The sequence below is a fragment of the Flintibacter sp. HCN-6482 genome (genome assembly GCF_037892565.1).
GTDB classification, from domain to species: Bacteria; Bacillota; Clostridia; order Oscillospirales; family Oscillospiraceae; genus Lawsonibacter; species Lawsonibacter aceti.
On the sequence record NZ_JBBKBK010000002.1, the window covers coordinates 67,114 to 85,469 of the forward strand.

General features: G+C 59.3%; 18 protein-coding genes. 14 read left to right on the forward strand and 4 right to left on the reverse strand.

The features are described from left to right. Positions 1 to 216 precede the first annotated feature (216 nt). The 11 genes from mraZ (at position 217) to ftsZ (ending at position 13,582) form a co-directional block, all read left to right on the forward strand. Positions 217 to 633, forward strand: a complete 417-nt coding sequence (mraZ, locus tag WKS99_RS05305; protein ID WP_147571551.1) for a division/cell wall cluster transcriptional repressor MraZ — start codon at positions 217 to 219, stop codon at positions 631 to 633. 1 nt (position 634) lies between these two features. Continuing rightward, complete coding sequence (gene rsmH, locus WKS99_RS05310) at positions 635 to 1,570, forward strand: 16S rRNA (cytosine(1402)-N(4))-methyltransferase RsmH (protein WP_340405461.1); 936 nt, start codon at positions 635 to 637, stop codon at positions 1,568 to 1,570. 50 nt (positions 1,571 to 1,620) lie between these two features. Further along, positions 1,621 to 2,184: a hypothetical protein gene (locus tag WKS99_RS05315; protein WP_147571547.1), complete on the forward strand. Its 564-nt coding sequence runs from the start codon at positions 1,621 to 1,623 to the stop codon at positions 2,182 to 2,184. A gap of 91 nt (positions 2,185 to 2,275) precedes the next feature. Continuing rightward, the gene (locus WKS99_RS05320) at positions 2,276 to 4,711 is read left to right on the forward strand and encodes a penicillin-binding transpeptidase domain-containing protein (RefSeq protein ID WP_147571545.1); all 2,436 of its coding nucleotides are present in this window, start codon (positions 2,276 to 2,278) and stop codon (positions 4,709 to 4,711) included. Positions 4,712 to 4,794: 83 nt separating this feature from the next. Further along, positions 4,795 to 6,309, forward strand: a complete 1,515-nt coding sequence (locus tag WKS99_RS05325) for a UDP-N-acetylmuramoyl-L-alanyl-D-glutamate--2,6-diaminopimelate ligase (RefSeq protein WP_147571543.1) — start codon at positions 4,795 to 4,797, stop codon at positions 6,307 to 6,309. A gap of 172 nt (positions 6,310 to 6,481) precedes the next feature. Further along, a complete protein-coding gene (mraY, locus tag WKS99_RS05330; protein WP_147571541.1) occupies positions 6,482 to 7,468 on the forward strand; it encodes a phospho-N-acetylmuramoyl-pentapeptide-transferase in 987 nt (328 codons plus the stop codon). A gap of 135 nt (positions 7,469 to 7,603) precedes the next feature. Further along, positions 7,604 to 8,770, forward strand: a complete 1,167-nt coding sequence (locus tag WKS99_RS05335; protein ID WP_186852149.1) for an FtsW/RodA/SpoVE family cell cycle protein — start codon at positions 7,604 to 7,606, stop codon at positions 8,768 to 8,770. Positions 8,771 to 8,831: 61 nt separating this feature from the next. Continuing rightward, positions 8,832 to 9,959, forward strand: coding sequence for a UDP-N-acetylglucosamine--N-acetylmuramyl-(pentapeptide) pyrophosphoryl-undecaprenol N-acetylglucosamine transferase (locus WKS99_RS05340; RefSeq protein ID WP_340405462.1), 1,128 nt, complete (start codon positions 8,832 to 8,834; stop codon positions 9,957 to 9,959). An 82-nt stretch (positions 9,960 to 10,041) separates the two neighbouring features. After that, positions 10,042 to 11,301, forward strand: a complete 1,260-nt coding sequence (gene murA / locus WKS99_RS05345) for a UDP-N-acetylglucosamine 1-carboxyvinyltransferase (RefSeq protein WP_147571537.1) — start codon at positions 10,042 to 10,044, stop codon at positions 11,299 to 11,301. 99 nt (positions 11,302 to 11,400) lie between these two features. Further along, positions 11,401 to 12,267 (forward strand): cell division protein FtsQ/DivIB, encoded by an 867-nt coding sequence (locus WKS99_RS05350; RefSeq protein WP_340405463.1) that lies wholly within the window; start codon positions 11,401 to 11,403, stop codon positions 12,265 to 12,267. 169 nt (positions 12,268 to 12,436) lie between these two features. Next, positions 12,437 to 13,582 carry a cell division protein FtsZ gene (gene ftsZ / locus WKS99_RS05355; RefSeq protein ID WP_147571533.1) on the forward strand — a complete coding sequence of 382 codons (1,146 nt, stop codon included), beginning with the start codon at positions 12,437 to 12,439 and terminating at the stop codon, positions 13,580 to 13,582. Positions 13,583 to 13,638: 56 nt separating this feature from the next. On the opposite strand, the gene WKS99_RS05360 is transcribed toward ftsZ, so the two are convergent. Genes WKS99_RS05360 through WKS99_RS05370 form a run of 3 tightly spaced genes read right to left on the reverse strand, consistent with a single transcriptional unit; the run spans position 13,639 to position 14,892 of the window. Next, the gene (locus WKS99_RS05360; RefSeq protein WP_147571531.1) at positions 13,639 to 14,319 is read right to left on the reverse strand and encodes an LrgB family protein; all 681 of its coding nucleotides are present in this window, start codon (positions 14,317 to 14,319) and stop codon (positions 13,639 to 13,641) included. Continuing rightward, entirely contained in the window at positions 14,316 to 14,666 is a 351-nt protein-coding gene (locus tag WKS99_RS05365; RefSeq protein WP_262669747.1) for a CidA/LrgA family protein, read from the reverse strand. The genes WKS99_RS05360 and WKS99_RS05365 overlap by 4 nt, the downstream gene beginning before the upstream one ends. A 13-nt stretch (positions 14,667 to 14,679) precedes the next feature. Continuing rightward, positions 14,680 to 14,892 carry a helix-turn-helix domain-containing protein gene (locus WKS99_RS05370; protein ID WP_186851932.1) on the reverse strand — a complete coding sequence of 71 codons (213 nt, stop codon included), beginning with the start codon at positions 14,890 to 14,892 and terminating at the stop codon, positions 14,680 to 14,682. Positions 14,893 to 14,977: 85 nt separating this feature from the next. On the opposite strand from WKS99_RS05370, the gene WKS99_RS05375 reads away from it, so the two are divergent. Further along, positions 14,978 to 15,274, forward strand: coding sequence for a DUF6809 family protein (locus WKS99_RS05375; protein WP_186851933.1), 297 nt, complete (start codon positions 14,978 to 14,980; stop codon positions 15,272 to 15,274). Here the strand turns inward: WKS99_RS05375 and WKS99_RS05380 are convergent. Further along, a complete protein-coding gene (locus tag WKS99_RS05380) occupies positions 15,247 to 16,506 on the reverse strand; it encodes a diaminopimelate decarboxylase (RefSeq protein WP_147571514.1) in 1,260 nt (419 codons plus the stop codon). The two genes, WKS99_RS05375 and WKS99_RS05380, sit on opposite strands and share 28 nt — an antisense overlap. On the opposite strand from WKS99_RS05380, the gene WKS99_RS05385 reads away from it, so the two are divergent. After that, positions 16,505 to 16,705 carry a hypothetical protein gene (locus WKS99_RS05385; protein WP_147571512.1) on the forward strand — a complete coding sequence of 67 codons (201 nt, stop codon included), beginning with the start codon at positions 16,505 to 16,507 and terminating at the stop codon, positions 16,703 to 16,705. The two genes, WKS99_RS05380 and WKS99_RS05385, sit on opposite strands and share 2 nt — an antisense overlap. A gap of 188 nt (positions 16,706 to 16,893) precedes the next feature. After that, positions 16,894 to 18,240, forward strand: a complete 1,347-nt coding sequence (locus WKS99_RS05390; RefSeq protein WP_147571510.1) for a uracil-xanthine permease family protein — start codon at positions 16,894 to 16,896, stop codon at positions 18,238 to 18,240. Positions 18,241 to 18,356 lie beyond the last annotated feature (116 nt).

Consider the following 18,356-nt stretch of genomic DNA (forward strand, 5'->3'; position numbering starts at 1 on the left):
GGGCTGGACTGGTTGGAAGTTATTGTAAACTAAATGGAACAGATGTTTTTGTAAAGAAACCGCCGATTTCGAAGGAAAGCGGCGGTTTTTTCTATAAAAAACCATGAAAAAAAGACTTGCATTTTATGTCAACACCTTTTATACTAAAAGGCAAGGTGGAGTAAAGTGGAGTAAAATCCCTATATAAACCACTAAAGTGGGGGAGAGGTGAGGAACATGACCGGCACATACGAGCACAGCATCGATGCTAAGGGCCGGCTGTTCATCCCCGCCAAGCTCCGGGAGGAGCTGGGGGTCACCTTCTACCTGGCTATGGGCGTGGACGCCTGCCTGGCCATCTATCCCCAAGCCACCTGGGATCGCTTTACTGAAAAATTCGCTTCCCTGCCAATGAGCCAGTCCAAGGCCATGCGGCCGCTGTTCGCCAACGCCGCCAAGTGCGAGCTGGACAGCCAGGGGCGCATCGTCATCCCCCAGAAGCTGCGCAAATATGCCGGCCTGGAGAAGGATGTAGTCATCATCGGAGTCAATGACCGGGCGGAAATCTGGTCCGCCGATGCCTGGAATGCCCAGGAGGAGGAAGAAATGACGCCGGAGAAGATGGCTGCCTGTATGGCGGAGCTGGGATTCTGATATGAGTGAGTTTACCCACTACCCAGTTCTGCTCAATGAGTGCATTGAGGGGCTGAATATCCGCCCGGACGGCGTGTATCTGGACGGGACCTTGGGCCGGGCAGGCCACAGCCGGGAGATCGCAAAGAGATTGAATACCGGGCGGCTCATCTGTGTGGACCGGGACGAGGCGGCCTTGGAGTCTGCGGATCGGCGGCTGGACGAATACATGGATAAGGTCACCCTGGTCCACAGCAACTTTGACCGGGTGGGCCAGATTATAGAGGAGCTGGAGTTGTCCGGTGTGGATGGGATGCTCTTTGATTTAGGGGTGTCCTCCCCGCAGCTGGATGACAGCTCCCGTGGGTTCTCCTACATGGCTGACGCCCCCCTGGATATGCGGATGGACCGGTCTGAGGGGCTGACCGCCGCGGAGGTGGTCAACACCTGGAGCCAGGAGGAGCTGCGGCGCATCCTCTTTCAGTACGGTGAGGAACGCTGCGCTCCTCAGATCGCCGCTGCTATCGTCCGCCGCCGGGCGGAGAGGCCTATCCTCTCTACTCTGGAGCTGGTGGACATCATCAAAAGCGCTATGCCCGCCAAGGCGTTGAGAGAAAAACAGCACCCCGCGAAGCGGACCTTTCAGGCCATTCGGATCGCGGTCAACGACGAACTGTCTTCTGTGGACCGGATGCTCCAGGGGGCGGTCTCCCATCTCAGCAGAGGGGGAAGGCTGGCGGTGATTACGTTCCACTCTCTGGAGGACCGCATTGTCAAGACCAGCCTGGCCGGTTTTGCCAGGGGATGTACCTGCCCGCCGGATTTTCCCGTCTGCGTCTGCGGCAAGACGCCGGACATCCGGCTGGTGAATAAAAAACCCATTCTCCCCTCTGCCCAGGAATTGGAGGAGAATCCCCGCTCCCGCAGCGCCAAGCTGCGGGTGGCGGAAAAATTGTGAAGGGCACGTCCGGCGTGCCCGCTTCCTACCAAAGAGAAGGAGTGAGCGCTATGGCCGCCCGCCGTCGCAGCACAACCGTATATAACACCTATGGCAGCGTGGCCTATGCCCCCGCCTATGACGGCTCTGCCGTCCGTGCCCCCAGAAGGGAGGAGGAGCTTCAGCGCCGTCCCCAGCCCAAGACACGGGAGCACGTCCGCCGCAAGCAGCTGACCCGCACCCAGGTCCAGGTCCGAGAGGCCGGTCAGGTGGCTCCCTTCGCGGTGGTGGGATTCATTGCGGTGGCAGTCTTTGCGGCCCTGCTCATTACCAGCTTTGCCCAGTTTACCGCCCTAAATGGGGAGGTGGTATCCCTCCAAAACCAGCTGACCACACTCCAGACAGAGAACGCTACCTTGTCCGCCCAGTACGAAAAGGTCTTTGATATGGAGACGATCCAGGCCGCGGTGGGAGAGAGCATGGTGCGGCCCACCAGCGACCAGGTAGAGTACATCGATTTGTCCGAGCCGGATACCGTGGTGGTCTACGGTGAGCAGGAGGCTTCCGGAGGCATCGTCGGCGCCCTGAAGGCAGCGGGCACAGTGTTGGGAGAAATGATTGAATATTTCCGCTGAACCGGCCATATAGATGAAAGACGAAAGATAGAGCAAGGGGCGCAAGAAAGGATATTTCTTGCGCCCTTCTACCGCAAAGGAGGGAAGCGTTATGCGGGAGGAATACGGGAGAAAAAGCCGCCAGAGCGCGGGCGGCGGGACCCGGGGCAGCCACTCCAAACGGTCTATATTCCGGCGCACGGTCTTCCTGATGGCGGTGTGCGGTGTGCTTATGTTCATCCCTCTGTTTTGGAAGCTGTGGAACATCGCCATTGTCAACCATGACTACTACCAGCAGCTGGCCACCAAGCAGCAGACGCTGGACCTGTCTGTATCCTCCAGCCGGGGGAACATTTACGACCGAAACGGCAACGTGCTGGCCATGTCAGCCACAGTATACAACCTGATCTTATCCCCCAACGACCTGGAAAAGAGCGTGTCCAAAAAGGACTTTACCGATGAGGAGGGCAATCTGGACCAGGCGGCTTACGAGGCGGCGGTGGCCGCCAAGCAGGACCAGATGGTCCGGGACCTGATGGCTCTCGTCCCCGGCCTGGACGAGGAGAGAGTAGATACCCAGGTGCACGCCACCAAGTATTCCTACCGTGAGATCAAGAAGAACATCGAGGAGGAGGAGGCCCAGGCCATCCGGGAATACATCACCGAGAACAAGACCTCCGCCTACCTATACCTTACTCCCGGGACCAAACGCTACTACCCCTACTCCGGCCTAGCTGCCCAGGCCCTAGGGTTTGTCAATGACGAGGGGGGCGCCTACGGTATCGAGGCGGCGTACAACGACGTGCTGGAGGGCACCGCCGGCCGGGTGGTCACCACCAAGACCGGAGCGGGCACCCAGATGTACAACGCATACTCTGATTTCGTGGACGCCATTGACGGCTATGACTTGACCCTGACTATCGACGCTACCATCCAGTCCTATCTGGAAAAAACCATTGAGGAGGGCATCCAGGACTATGACGTGCGCAACGGCGCCTTCGCCATTGCCATGGACCCCAACACTGGCGCTGTCCTGGGGATCGCCAGTTCCCCGGACTTTGATCCCAATAACTACTCAAAAATTCTGGATGATATGCTGAATGGAAAGATGGATGAGAACACTCAGGCCATCTACGAGCAGTTGAAGGCGGACAATCCGGAAAATCTGACCGACGCCGAGCTCATGGCACAGGCAGAGAGTCAGGCATACAGTCAGGCCGTGATGAGCCAGTGGCGGAGTAAGGCCATCGACGATACCTATGAGCCGGGCTCTACCTTCAAAGCCCTGGTGCTGGCCGCCGCCCTGGAGGAGGGGGTGGTGAGTGAGAGCGACACCTTTTACTGCTCCGGCAGCGTGAAGATCGCCGATCACACGATTCACTGTTCCAAGGTCACTGGCCACGGTTCCCAGACCCTGGCGGAGGCGGTGGGCAACTCCTGCAACCCCGCCTTCATCGCCATCGGTCAGCGGCTGGGCATCGATTTGTTCTACGACTATTTCGAGGCCTTCGGCATGAAGGAAAAAACAGGCATTGACCTGCCTGGAGAGGGCAAGGGCGTGGTCTGGGAGCGGGAAGACATGATTCCCACTGACCTGGCGGTAGCCTCCTTCGGCCAGCGATTCAACGTCACCCCCCTCCAGATGATTCGAGGCTTTGCGGCCGTCATCAATGGCGGTAACCTGGTAAAGCCCTATGTGGTCCAGTCTATCAGTACGAAGGATGGCACCGTGGTCCAGAACACGGAGACCGAGGTCGTCCGTCAAGTGGTCAGCCAGGAGACCAGCCAGCGGGCCACCGATATCCTGGAGCAGGTGGTGTCCAAGGGGACCGGCAGGAACGCCTATGTGGCGGGGTACCGCATCGGCGGTAAGACGGGCTCCTCGGAAACAGGGGAGACGGGGCGCACTATCGTGTCCTTTATGGGCTTCGCTCCGGCTGACGACCCTCAGGTCATCGTCCTGCTGGCCTACGACAAACCTCAGGAGAGCGCCACTAACCCCAAAGAATCCACCACAGGGGTGTACATCAGCGGCGGCAATATGGCCGCCCCAAAAGCTGGCCCCCTGATCGCCCAGATCTTGGACTATATGGGAGTGGAGAAGAAGTACAACGCCGACGAGTCCGCCGCCGTGGATGTAAATACCCCCAAAGTCACCGGTATGACAGTGGCCGATGCCAAAAAGGCGTTAGACAAGAAAAACCTGAAGTACCGCACAGTGGGCGAGGGAGAGAGCATTACCGCTCAACTCCCTGCCGCCGGGGCCAGCGTCCCAGGAGGTTCCACTGTGGTGCTATACCTAGGGGACGCGGTGCCCGAGGAGAGCGGTACTGTCCCAGATGTGGTGGGCATGAGCTATGAGGGCGCCAAGAAACGGCTGGAGGAGGCCGGGTTCTTTATGCGGGCCTCCGGCGTGTCTGTGTACTATAGTAATACCACGACTGCCAGTGACCAGAGCATCCTGGGCGGAGAAACAGCCGCCATGGGCACCGTGGTAGATGTTCAGTTCTCCAACATTGTGGAGGACGGCGCGGTAGACTCGAGATAGGGAGATCCCTCCGGCTCGCTAGACTGCTGCATCATTTTGGCAAAATTTATAGAGAATCAAACCCACCCTTGAGGGGTGACGACATGAAATTGCGCCAATTGTTGAACGGCGTCCCCCTCAAGGGGGGTAACATTGACCAGGAGATGGAAATAAATTCCATTTCTTATGACAGCCGGACCCTGGAGCCCGGCGCTCTCTTCGTGGCTCTGCCCGGAGATAAGACGGATGGTCACCGGTACATCGACACGGCTCTGGAGAGAGGCGCCGCGGCCGTCCTGTGCCAGCGGGCTCCGGATCGGCCGGGTCCCTGGCTGGTGACAGAGGATACCAGACTGGCTCTGGCCCTTCTCTCGGCCAACTGGTTTGGACATCCGGGGGACGCTATGACCCTGGTGGCGGTCACCGGGACCAACGGCAAGACCACCACCACCAGCCTCATCAAAGAATTGCTGGAGGGGACGCGCCGGGCCAAGGTGGGCCTGATCGGCACCAATCGGAACATGATAGGGCGGGAGGAGCTGCCTGCCCACCGCACCACCCCGGAGAGCTATGAGCTCCAAGCCCTTCTGCGCCAGATGCTGGACAATGGCTGTACCTATGTGGTAATGGAGGTATCCTCCCACGCCCTGGTCCAGCACCGGACGGCGGGATTGACCTTTGACCTGGGGCTGTTCACCAATCTGACCCAAGACCACCTGGATTATCACCACACCATGGAGGAATATCGAGCGGCCAAGGGACTGCTCTTTGACCAGTGCCGCCAGGCGGTGCTGAACCTGGACGACCCAGCGGGCCGCTGGTATCTGGAACGGGTCAGATGTCCGGTGTTTACCTATTCGGAAAACAGGACCCAGGCGAATTTGAGCGCCAAAAATATCCGCCTGTTCCCCAGCCACGTGGAGTTTGACGCGCTCTCCACCGGCAGGTTAGTCCGCGTCCACCTGCCCATCCCCGGAGGGTTTTCCATCTACAACGCCCTGGCGGCCCTGTCCGCCGGACTGTGCCTGGGCCTGGGTCTGAAGGAGATGGCTCGGGTCATGCCCGCGGTCCACGGGGTAAAGGGCAGGGTGGAGGTGGTCCCTGTTCCTCCGGCCTATACCGTCATCATCGATTACGCCCACAGCCCCAACGCCCTGGAGAACATCCTGACCACCGCGCGGGACTTTACCGCCGGGCGTCTCATCTGTCTGTTTGGCTGCGGGGGAGACCGGGATAAAACCAAACGGCCCATTATGGGGGCCATCGCCCAGGACCTGGCCGATGTGGTGGTGGTCACCTCGGATAATCCCCGGACGGAAGATCCCCAGGCCATTATCACCGATATCCTGTCCGGTATGGAGGGGGAGCTGGAGAAGGTCCATGTGGAGCCGGACCGGCCTGCGGCCATCGGCTGGGCCCTGTCCCAGGGACAGCTTGGCGATGTGATCGTGCTGGCGGGCAAGGGCCATGAGACCTATCAGGAGATCAACGGCGTGTTCCATCATCTGGACGAGCGGGAGATCGTAGCCGACTGGTTTGCCGCGCAAAAAACGCCTCCTAAGGCGGCCGCCCAAGCGCGGGCCGGCACGGCGCTGGCGGGGAGTGGGGCGGAGCCGTGAGAAAGGCGCGCCATTTCCGAGAAAAGGGACGGGAAAGTGTGTGCAAAGGCTTAAAACTCTGCCGGAACGACAAGAAAGGACTGGAAAAACTCCGGCGGGCATAGTATAATAATAGGCCGCATATGCGCGGTTTGACTTACTTGAGAGAAAGACGACCTGGAGGGGTTCCGACATGACATATATACTGAGCTTTATCGTGGCCTTTGGCGTGGCCGCTATCGCGGGCCAGATCCTGATCCCGCTGCTTCGCCGGCTGAAGGCGGGCCAGTCCATCCGGGAGGATGGACCCACCTGGCACATGGCCAAACAGGGGACCCCCACCATGGGCGGCATCATGTTTATCCTGGCCATCGGCGTGGCCGTGCTTACCGCCGGGTGGGAGGACCTGCTTCGGGGAAGCCGAAACCACCTGTATGTGTTTCTGTTTGCTCTGGTCTTCGGGATCATCGGCTTTATTGATGACTTTCAGAAGCTGCGCCACCACGCCAACGAGGGACTGACTGCCGGTCAGAAGTTCCTGCTCCAGCTTGCGGCGGCTATCGTCTTCACTGTGCTGCTGCGCGGAAGCGGCTATCTGACCCCCAATTTGTATATCCCCTTCCTGAATGTAGAGCTGGCCCTTCCCTGGGTGGTGTACATGGTGTTCGCCGCTTTTGTCATGGTGGGCACTGTCAACGCCGTCAACCTGACCGACGGCATCGACGGGCTGGCCACCGGCGTCACCATCCCTGTGGCCCTGTTCTATGTGGGCGTATCCGCCTGGTACGGCCGGGATGACCTGACGGTACTCTCTGCTGCCCTGGCCGGCGGTCTGTCCGCCTTCCTGCTCTATAACTTCCATCCCGCCAAGGTCTTTATGGGGGACACAGGCTCCCTCTTTCTGGGCGGTATGGTGTGCGGGCTGGCCTTCGCCCTGAATATCCCCCTGGTCATCCCCATCATCGGCCTGGTCTATGTGGCTGAGGTGCTGTCCGATATTATCCAGGTAGTCTATTTCAAGAAAACAGGCGGAAAGCGGTTCTTTCGCATGGCGCCCCTCCACCACCATCTGGAGATGGGCGGCTGGAGCGAAACCAAGCTCTTTTGTGTCTTTTCCGGACTGACGTTGGTGCTGTGCGTCGTGGCCTTTCTGGGAGTAATGAACCGCTATCCGGTCTGACGCCGGGAGAGAGCAGCCCCGCGCTTTTCCGGATCCCTGTCCGAGTACGTCCCCATTTGATCAAAGGAGGTGGACATTATCGCCAGAAAAGCAAAACGTGACCTGACCATGGAGGAGCAGCTGGCCCGCGGCCCCATGGACCTGCCCTTCCTGATGCTGGTGCTCATGCTGGTGGGGATCGGGCTCATCATGATGTTTTCCGCTTCCTTTGCCTCGGCCTACTATGACTCGTCCCAAAATGTACAGAACAACCCCATGTTCTACATCCGAAGGCAGGCCGCCTATGCCGCGGCAGGTCTGCTGGTGATGTATGTGACATCCAAGATCAATTACCAGCGTTTTCGCTGGATGTCTGTCTTTGTGCTGGTGGGCGCGATTGCGCTGCTGGTGCTGGTATTGACGCCCATTGGCGTAGAGATCAATCAGGTGAAACGCTGGCTCTATCTTTTCCTGGTGGCCGGCCCCACCTTTCAGCCTTCCGAGATTGCCAAGGTGGCGGTGGTCCTGTTTTTCGCGGCCCGGCTGTCCAAGCGGGACACCGAGCGGAAAAAGAAGTTTACCAACCGGACGCTCACCGGGCGGACTCTGAACCGGCTGGAGCGCATCGGCTTTTTGGAACTGGTGCCTTACGGTGCGGTGCTTTCCCTGGTGCTGGTACTGGTGGTCATGGAGCCCCATATGTCGGGTACCATCCTTATCATGGTGGGCGCCGCCGCCGTCCTTTTCGCATCAGGCATCAATCTGGGATGGTTCGTAGGGCTGGGCTCCTTTGCTGTGGCCGCCCTTACCTTTGTGGTCTTTGCCACCGACTATATGACGCGGAAGATCAACCTGTGGCTGGACCCCTGGTCCGATCCCCAGGGCGCGGGCTATCAGCCCATCCAGTCCCTCTATGCCATCGGCTCTGGCGGCCTGTTGGGCCTGGGGCTGGGCAAGAGCCGCCAGAAGTTTCTCTACATCCCTGAGCCGGAAAATGACTTTATCTTTTCTATCGTGGTGGAGGAGCTGGGCTTCATTGGAGCGGCCATCGTCCTGATCCTGTTCGCCCTGCTTATCATGCGTGGTTATTGGCTGGCCCTCCACGCCAGAGACAAATTCGGCACCCTGACCATCGTGGGTATCATCACGCTGCTGGCCGCCCAGGTATTTCTAAACATCGGGGTGGTTACCAACTTGATCCCCAACACGGGCATCTCCCTGCCTTTCTTTAGCTACGGGGGTACCGCGCTGATGATACAACTGGCGGAGATGGGCATTATTTTGAGCATCTCCCGGCAGATTCCGGCGCCGAAAAAGGACTGATAGAAAGCGTGGAGAGCTAAGATAAGGCATCTGTTCTTCACGCTCACAGAAGAGGTGTTTTATGAACATTCTGTTTACCTGCGGCGGTACCGCCGGCCATGTGAATCCCGCGGTGGCTCTGGCCCATATCTTCCAGGAGCGGCACCCAGGCTGCCGGGTCCTCTTCGTGGGGGCCGATGGAGGGATGGAAAATAAGCTGGTGCCCAAGGAGGGCTACGAGATCCGCTCCGTCACCATCACCAATTTCCACCGCTCCTTTGCCCCTGCTGATATCGCCCACAACCTGGGCACCCTGATGAATATGCGGAAGTCCAAAAAGCAGGCTCAGGCTATTCTGGATGAGTTTAAACCTGACCTGGTGGTGGGCACCGGCGGCTACGCCTCCTTCCCTGTGGTCAACGAGGCCGCCCGCCGGAAGATCCCCACCGCCGTCCATGAGTCAAACGCCGTCCCAGGTCTGACCACAAAGGCTCTGGCCAGAGTGGTGGACCGGGTGATGGTGGGCTTTGAGGAGAGCCGTTCCTACTACGACGACCCCTCCAAGGTGGTGGTCACCGGCACCCCGGTCCGGGGCGATTTTTTCAAGTATACCCGCCAGGAGGCGAGGGAGAAGTTGGGCCTCGCCGACGAGCGGCCTCTGCTGCTGTCCTACTGGGGCTCGCTGGGGGCAGAGGTCATGAACCAGAAGATGGTGGATTTCATCGCCAAGGAGTGCTATGAGGGCGCTCCCATCCGCCATATCCATGGCGCCGGCCGGGACTTCCCCTGGATGCGGGAGGAGCTTCTTCGCCGGGGGCTGAAGCTGGGGGACAACGGGGTGGAGGTCCGGGAGTATATCTATGATATGCCTCTGGTCATGGCCGCCGCCGACGTGGTCTTGTGCCGGGCGGGGGCCTCCACGATCTCGGAGATCACCGCCATCGCCAAGCCCTCGGTGCTGGTCCCATCCCCCAATGTCACTGCCAACCACCAGGAAAAGAACGCGCGGGTGCTGGCTGACCAGGGGGCGGCGATCCTCCTGCGGGAGCAGGACTGCGGGGAGCATACCCTCTACGATACTGTGGAGCTGCTGATGCAGGAGCGGGACCGGCGGGACGCTATGGTCCGGGCCCTCAACGCCATGGCTGTGCCCAACGCCGGGGAGAAGATATACCAGACCCTGCGGGAAATCATGCGAGACAAAGCATAAGAAGGGGCGGGGCCGCCTCATAAACCAAATGGACTGTTTCCGCATAGGATAGCCTGAATCAAAGAAATTTGGAGGCTATCCCATGAGCTTTTATCGAATCGAGGGCGGACGGCCCCTATCGGGCAGCCTGTCCGTTCAGGGGGCCAAGAACAGTGTCCTGCCCATCCTGGCCGCCGCCGTGTTGGCCCCGGGTCAGAGTGTCATCCACAACTGTCCCGACCTGTCCGACGTATCTGCTACCCTGGACATCCTGCGCCTTCTGGGCTGCCGGACGGAGCGGGAGGGGGATACTGTCCTGGTGGATGCCTCTGCCCTGTGCCGTTCGGACATTCCGGACCGGCTGATGCGGGAGATGCGCTCCTCTGTGATCTTTCTGGGCGCGCTGCTAGCCCGGCTGGGGGAAGCGGAGCTGACCTATCCCGGCGGCTGTGAGCTGGGCCCCCGGCCCATCGACCTGCACTTGTCCGCTCTGCGCCGTCTGGGTGCGGAGATCCGGGAGGACCAGGGGTGCCTGCGCTGCCAGGGAGGCGGAGCCCTCCGGGGAAGGGAGCTTTGCCTGAACCTGCCCAGCGTGGGCGCGACGGAAAACGCCATGCTGGCCGCTTGCGGCTGTCCGGGGGTCACCTTGATTCAGGGCGCCGCCCGCGAGCCGGAAATTGTGGACCTGCAAGGGTTTCTGCGGGCTATGGGGGCGGAGGTGTCGGGGGCAGGGACCTCGGTTATCACCATCCGGGGCGGCGTGCCGCTCCATCCGGCGGAGCACTGCGTCATGGGGGACCGGATCGCGGCGGCTACATATCTATGCGCGGCGGCCGCCGCCGGAGGAGAGGTGGAGCTGACCCGGGCGGAGCCCCAGACGCTTACCGCGGTGCTCAGTGCGCTGGAGGAGGCGGGCTGCCGCCTGACTTCCGGACCGGACCACATTCTGCTGGAGAGCCGGGGGCCGCTTCAGAGCATCCCAACTGTGCGTACCGCGCCCTATCCCGGTTTCCCTACCGATGGGCAGGCCATCCTGATGGCCGCCCTGACTGGGGGGCAGGGGACCACCATGTTTGTGGAGAATATGTTTGATAGCCGGTACGGCCATGTAGACGAGCTGCGCCGCATGGGGGCGGATATCCGGGTAGACGGCCGGGTGGCGGTAGTCACCGGGGTAGGAAGGCTCCATGGAGCCGCCGTCCGAAGCACGGACCTGAGAGGCGGGGCCGCCTTGGTGGTAGCCGGACTAGGGGCGGAGGGGACCACGGAGGTGTCCGACCTGCACCATATTTGCCGGGGCTATGAGAAGCTGCCTCAGAACCTGCGGGCCCTGGGAGCGGATATTCAGGAGCTTCCGGATTGACCAGAGGGGGACCATTGGGAACACAGAGAACCAGCGGCGAAGCTGTGCAGACTTCCGGCAGGAACCGGATGGGAGCCCGGCGGAGCCAGGGAGGATCGTATGCCGAGAAAGAACCACAGCAGAACACGCAGGAAGAACAGAGGGCGCTTTGGCCCTCTGTTCAAGCTGCTCTGCGCCCTGGCTGTGGTCATCGCCCTGACCATAGGGGCCACAGTATTTTTCCAGGTGGAGACCATCGCTGTGACAGGAAACAGCCGCTATACACAGCAAGAGGTGATAGACGCCTCCGGCATCCAAATCGGCGACAATCTCTACCGAATGAATAAGTATCAGATCGGGAATCAGGTGCTGCGGCAGCTGCCCTATGTGGAGAAGATTCTGATCCGCCGCTCTCTGCCCAGCACCATCGTCATTACGGTGTCCGAGTGGGACGCTGTCGCCCAGATCCTGCCCCCGGAACCGGGTGCGGCGGTGACAGTGGAGGAACCGGAGCAGCCGGCGGAGGACCCAGAGGCCAGCTCCTCCGGCAGTCAGCCGGCCACCCTCCAGGCGGCTTCGGAGCCATGGCTCATCAGTGTGGGGGGCAAGCTGCTGGAGCCGGCGCCCGCCGACAGCGGAGCCATCGAGGTGACAGGGCTCACCGCCCTGTCACCAAAGGCGGGTACCATGCTGGAGATCCCAGAGGCGGAGCGGCCCAGACTGGATGCCCTGCTGGATCTGCTGGCCACTCTGGAGGAGATGGAGGCGGTGGATCGGGTATCCTCCATCCAACTGAGTGACACCCAGGTCAAACTGCACTACCTGGAGCGGTTTGAGGTAAAAATGCCCCTTAACGCGGACTTTAGTTATAAGCTCCGAGTGCTGGAGCAGGCGGTGGCCAAGGCGGAGGAGGAGTTTGGCAGTCAGGCATCCGGCACCATGGACCTGACACAGCAGGACTACGCCGCGGTGTATTCTCCCGATTGATGGGAAGTATTGGAAAATGACGGAAAGTTTCGTCGGAAGCGAGATTTTCTCTTGACCGGCAAAGGAAAGAGCGATACAATATAACAAAATGTAGACTTCACAAGCGGAAGCTATCCACAACAGGTTGTTTTGCGGCGATAGCTTCCACATTTACATAGGAGGAACGACAATGGCCTTCGGATTGGATATGGGTCCTGAAAGCGTAGTAAACATCAAGGTAGTGGGCGTCGGCGGCGGCGGCAATAACGTGGTCAACCGTATGGTCCGTACCGGCACCAAGGGCGTGGATTTCATCGCGGTCAACACCGACAAGCAGGCGCTGTCGCTCTCTGGCGCAGGCCAGAAGATACAGATCGGCGAGAAGCTGACCAACGGCCAGGGGGCGGGCTCCGACCCTGAGGTGGGCCGCAAGTCTGCCGAGGAGAACCGTAGCCAGATCTCCAAGGTCCTGGAGGACGCTGACATGGTCTTTATTACCGCCGGCATGGGCGGTGGCACCGGCACTGGCGCGGCCCCCATCGTGGCCGATATTGCCAAGGAGCTGGGGATACTTACCGTGGGCGTGGTCACCAAGCCCTTCCGGTTCGAGGGAATGCGCCGTATGAAGCAGGCGGAGAACGGGATTGCTGAACTGCGCAACAAGGTGGACTCACTGGTTATCATCCCCAACGAGCGGCTGAAGCTGGCCACGGACCAGAAGATCACCATGCTCAACGCCTTTGAGATTGCGGACGATGTTCTGCAGCAGGCCGTCCAGTCCATCTCTGACCTGATCAATAACACCGGCTTTATCAATCTGGACTTTGCCGATGTGTCCGCCGTCATGAAGGACGCGGGGTGCGCCCACATGGGCGTTGGCCGCGCCGCGGGCAAGAATAAGGCTGAGGAGGCTGCCAAGATGGCTATTTCCAGCCCCCTGCTGGAGACTTCTATCAACGGCGCCAAGGGCGTGCTGATCAATGTGACCGGCTCTATGGATATCGGCCTGGAGGAGGTAGAGACAGCGGCCAACCTGGTCCAAGAGGCCGCTCACCCCGACGCCAATATCATCTTCGGCGCTGCCTTTGATGAGTCCCTGGAGGACGAGATTCGGGTCACTGTCATCGCTACCGGGTTTGACCAGGCGCCCAACAGTGTTCCAACTGCCCCCAGCGCTGCTGGGGAGCGTCCCGCGGTACAGGCTCCGTCCCAGGAGGCTGGGCAGCCAGCTGGAGAGGGGCAGTCGGCCGCTTCTCCTGTTGCCGAACCGGAGAAGCCCAAGGTCAGTGACGACGACTGGGATATTTTGGAGCGTATTTTCAGCAAGAAACGCTAATTTATGATAAAAGACAAAGCAGCCCGTGCCGATGGCACGGGCTGCTTTTATGCGGATTAGAAAAACATGATGATGATGGAGGTCATGATGCCGCATACACAAAGGGCGATAGAGCTCATAGCCCCCTGGAGAGCGCCAATCTCCATGGCCTTGGAGGTACCCAGAGCATGGCTGCACGCCCCGATGGCCACCCCTTCCGCCACCGGGTCTGTGACGTGGAACAGTTTGGCGAAAAGGGGGGCAAAGATAGCGCCTATTACTCCGGCCACCAGCACGGCGGTGACTGTGATGCCCTGAATACCACCGTTGCTGTCCGAGATGGCAACAGCGATAGCGGTTGTGACGCTTTTAGGCAGGAGGGAGGAGGCAATGACACTGTCCACAGACAGCAGTTTGCACAGCAGAAGGATGGACCCAAGACTAGTGAGACAGCCGGTGAAGCACCCCGCCAGGACAGGGAAAAAATACTCCTTTAGTAGCTGACGCTGGCGGTAGATATTCAGGGCCAGCACCGCGGTCACTGGGCCCAGGAGCAGGGAGAGGACATCGCCGCCCTGCTGGTAGTCCTCATACGGGACACGGAGGGCTGCCAATACCGACAGGATCAGAGCCACGGCCACGGCAAGGGGGTTGAGCAGGAAACAGCCGGTCCGTTTCTGGATCCACTGAGCCACGCTCCAGGCCGCGCAGGTCAGCACAATGCCAAAGAAGGGGGAGGAGAAAAGAATGTCTCTCACCGGCCTTTCCCCCCTTTCCGCCGAATGAGTAGCTGGATGGTCCAGGCGGTGACCAGATAGACCAGGGGGGTGGTGACTACGGCAATAAAAAGGAAGGGGAGCAGGTAGGGAAGAAGCTTCTCCCAATGCTCCATGATGGCTACACAGGGCGGGACGAAGAAGAAGGCCATATTGTCCACCAGGAAGCCGGAGACCCGGCCAATGTGCCGCTCCTTTACCACTCCAGAAAAGAGGAGCAGCAGGAGAAGCACCAGACTGATGACCCCGGCGGGAAAGGGGAAGGGCAGCAGAAAGGAGATGCCCTCGGAAATCAGACAAACGCCGAACACAACGGCGATCTCACCCATGATGTTCAAAATACTAGCTCCTTTTCTCAGACCGGCCCACCAGGTAATCCAGGGTGACCTGGTAGAAGTCGGCCATCCGGACCAGGGTGGAGGCGTCCGGCTCCCGCTCCCGCTTTTCATATCGCCGGTAAGTGCTGAACGGGACGCCCATTCCTTTTGCCGCATCTCCTTGGGTGAGATGCCGTTCTTTTCGGAGGAGGAAAAGACGGTCAGATAATTTTGTCATTTTTTCTTTACCCCCTTGACAGCCCCAAACGGAGTAATTATAATAGAATTAACCCGTTTGGAGTATAAAAGTGGGAGGACAAATCATGATAGAATCGGTAAGAATCCTGTATGACTATGTCTTGGAATGCCGAAATGAAATGATGAAAGACCCGGACTATCGGGCTAGTGGTGAAATCGTGGATAAAAATTACAATCAGTTGAAGGGGCGGCTGAATGAGGAGGGGTGCCAGCTTTTGGACCAGCTGATGGACAGTCTGACGCACCAGCTGTGCCTGGACATGGAGTACAAATTCCAAATCGCCCTGGAAATGGGCGCGGAGTTGTATACAGCCCTCAGTCCCCGGCAGACGCCTTACTCCCAAATAGCGGTGGCGAAATAGTCTTCCGGCGTTTCGGCCCGACGGATCAGGCGGGTAGAGCCGTCCTCGCACAGCAGGACCTCGGCGGAACGGAGCCGTCCATTGTACTGATAGCCCATAGCGTGGCCATGGGCGCCGGTGTCATGGATGACCAACAGATCACCAATGTCTATCTCAGGCAGCATCCGGTCGATGGCGAATTTGTCGCTGTTCTCACACAGGGCGCCGGTGACGTCGTACTTGTGGTCACAGGGCAGGTCCTCCTTGCCCATCACAGTGATGTGGTGATAGGCCCCATAGATGGCCGGCCGCATCAGATTGGAGGCACAGGCGTCCACCCCAATATAATCCTTATAGGTGCGCTTCTCGTGGAGAACTTGGGTGACCAGGTGGCCGTGGGGAGCCAGCATGAACCGGCCCAGCTCGGTGCAGAGGGACACATCACCCATCCCCGCGGGGACCAGGATCTCCTCGTAGGCCCTCCGTACCCCTTCGCCGATGACCGCGATGTCATTGGCAGGCTGATCCGGACGGTAGGGGACGCCCACTCCGCCGGACAGGTTGATAAAGGTGATATGACAGCCGGTTTCTTCCTTCAACTCCACAGCGGTGCGGAAGAGAATGGCGGCCAGGGCGGGGTAATACTCGTTGGAAATGGTGTTGGAGGCCAGGAAAGCGTGGATGCCGAACTCCTCGGCGCCCAGCTCTTTCAGCCGGCGGAATGCCTGGGTCATCTGGGGCCGGGTCAGACCGTATTTGGCCTCCCCGGGGTTATCCATCACCTGAAAGCCCTCTTTGCTCTCGCCCAGGGTAAAGGTGCCGCCAGGGTTATAGCGGCAGGAGATCTTTTTGGGGATATAGCCGATGGTGTTCCGCAAAAAGTCGATGTGACTGATATCGTCCAGATTGATGGTGGCCCCCAATTCGGCGGCCAGCTGAAATTCCTCGGCGGGCGTATCATTGGAAGAAAACATGATCTCGTCCCCGGCAAAGCCACACCGCTGGCTCATCATCAGCTCGGTGAGGGAGGAGCAGTCCACGCCACAGCCCTCCTCCCGCAGGAGCTTCAGAATTTGGGGATTGGGGGTGGCCTTGACGGCAAAATACTCCTTAAAGCCTGGATTCCAGGAGAAGGCCCGGTACAGGCCGCGGGCGGTTTCACGGATGCCCTTCTCATCGTAAAGGTGGAAGGGGGTGGGGTACTGTTTGACGATTTCCTGGAGCTGCTCCAGGGTGACGAAGGGCCGCTTCATGGCAGATCGCTCCTTTATCTTTGGTATGGGGCGGGACAGAGAAAAGCCTTCCCAGCGGGAAGGCAAAAAACTCCCCAAGAGGGAAAAATCAAAACTAGTTTATCCCCCCAAGGGAAAAAAGTCAATGCGCGGAACGACCAACAAGCCGGCAGAGAAGAAAAAATCTTTTATCTTTCGAGAAAAAATCCCGAAAACATAACATTTTCTCTTGCGTCCTGTCGGAAATTCTGTTATGATACTTCGGAACGAGAAAGGGGGAGCGCGTCATGACCATGTATGAGCCTTTTAGCTGGCCTAAGTTTGACGGGGCCCTCATTTCTATCTGCCGCTGACAATCACAATGTGGTTGTCTTTTTTTGTGTGCCAAACGTGAAGGGAGAAATGTAAATGAATCACCACGAGCCTATCCGCGACGCCCGTCAGTTGGGCCTGCCCAAAATGCTGATCCTCGGCCTTCAGCATATGTTCGCCATGTTCGGCGCTACCGTGCTGGTCCCCATCCTGGTCCAGGGCTACGGGCTGCCCCTTTCCATCCAGACCACCCTGTTTTTCGCCGGTGTGGGCACCCTGTTCTTCCACGTATGTACCAAGCTGAAGGTGCCAGCGTTCCTGGGTTCCTCCTTTGCCTATCTGGGCGGCTTCAGCGCGGTGGCCCAGCTGGATTCCGGCATCTATGCCAATATGACCGGAGAGGAAAAGCTGCCCTACGCCCTGGGCGGCATCGTGATAGCTGGCCTGATGTATCTGGTGCTGGCCGCTCTGATCCGGCTGCTGGGCGTGCGCAAGGTCATGCGCTACCTGCCCCCCGTAGTCACCGGGCCCATCATCATCCTCATTGGCTTGTCCCTGGCCCCCAGCGCGATCAATAACGCCTCCACGAACTGGTGGCTGGCCCTTCTGTCCATCGCTGTTGTTATCGCGGCAAACATTTGGGGCAAGGGCATGATCAAGATCATTCCTATTCTGCTGGGCGTTGTGATCCCCTATGTGGTAGCGTTGGCTACCAACCAGGTGGACTTCTCCGGCATGGCCGCCGCGGAACTGGTCGGACTGCAGCCCTTTGTCTTGGCCAAGTTCGACCTTACCTCCATCCTGGTCATGGCCCCCATCGCCGTGGCGGCCATGATGGAGCATATCGGGGATATGTCTGCCATCTCCGCCACGGTGGGGGAGAACTTTATTGAGAATCCGGGCCTCCACCGCACCCTCATTGGCGACGGCATCGCCACCTCCCTGGCCGGAATGTTTGGCGGTCCCGCCAATACCACCTATGGCGAGAACACCGGTGTGCTGGAGCTGTCCCAGGTCTTTGATCCCAAGGTGGTCCGGCTGGCCGCTGTCTATGCGGTGGTGCTGTCCTTCTCTCCCAAGTTTGCCGCCGTCATCAACTCCATCCCCACCGCCATTATCGGCGGCGTGTCCTTCATCCTCTATGGCATGATCTCCGCTATCGGCGTGCGCAACGTGGTGGAGAACCGGGTGGATTTCACCAACTCCCGCAATCTTATTATTGCGGCCGTCATCATGGTGTGCGGCCTGGGCTTCAAGATCTGGGGCAACAACAACGAGTTCTCCGGACTGACCTTCCATGTGGGCGGCGCCTCCGTGACGCTGACCTCCCTGGCCATTGCGGCCATCGCTGGCATCGCCCTCAACGCCATCCTGCCCGGCAAGGACTATGAATTCGGCGCCGATGTGACCAAGGGCCGCTCCGGTGACTTTGGACGGTATTGAGTGATACATGTAGTTGGAAACGGGGGCCTTCGGAATGTCCGGAGACTCCGTTTTTATTCCATTCCTGAAAGAAAGATATAGCAAAGATGAAAAAAACATTAAATCGGGGGCAAGGT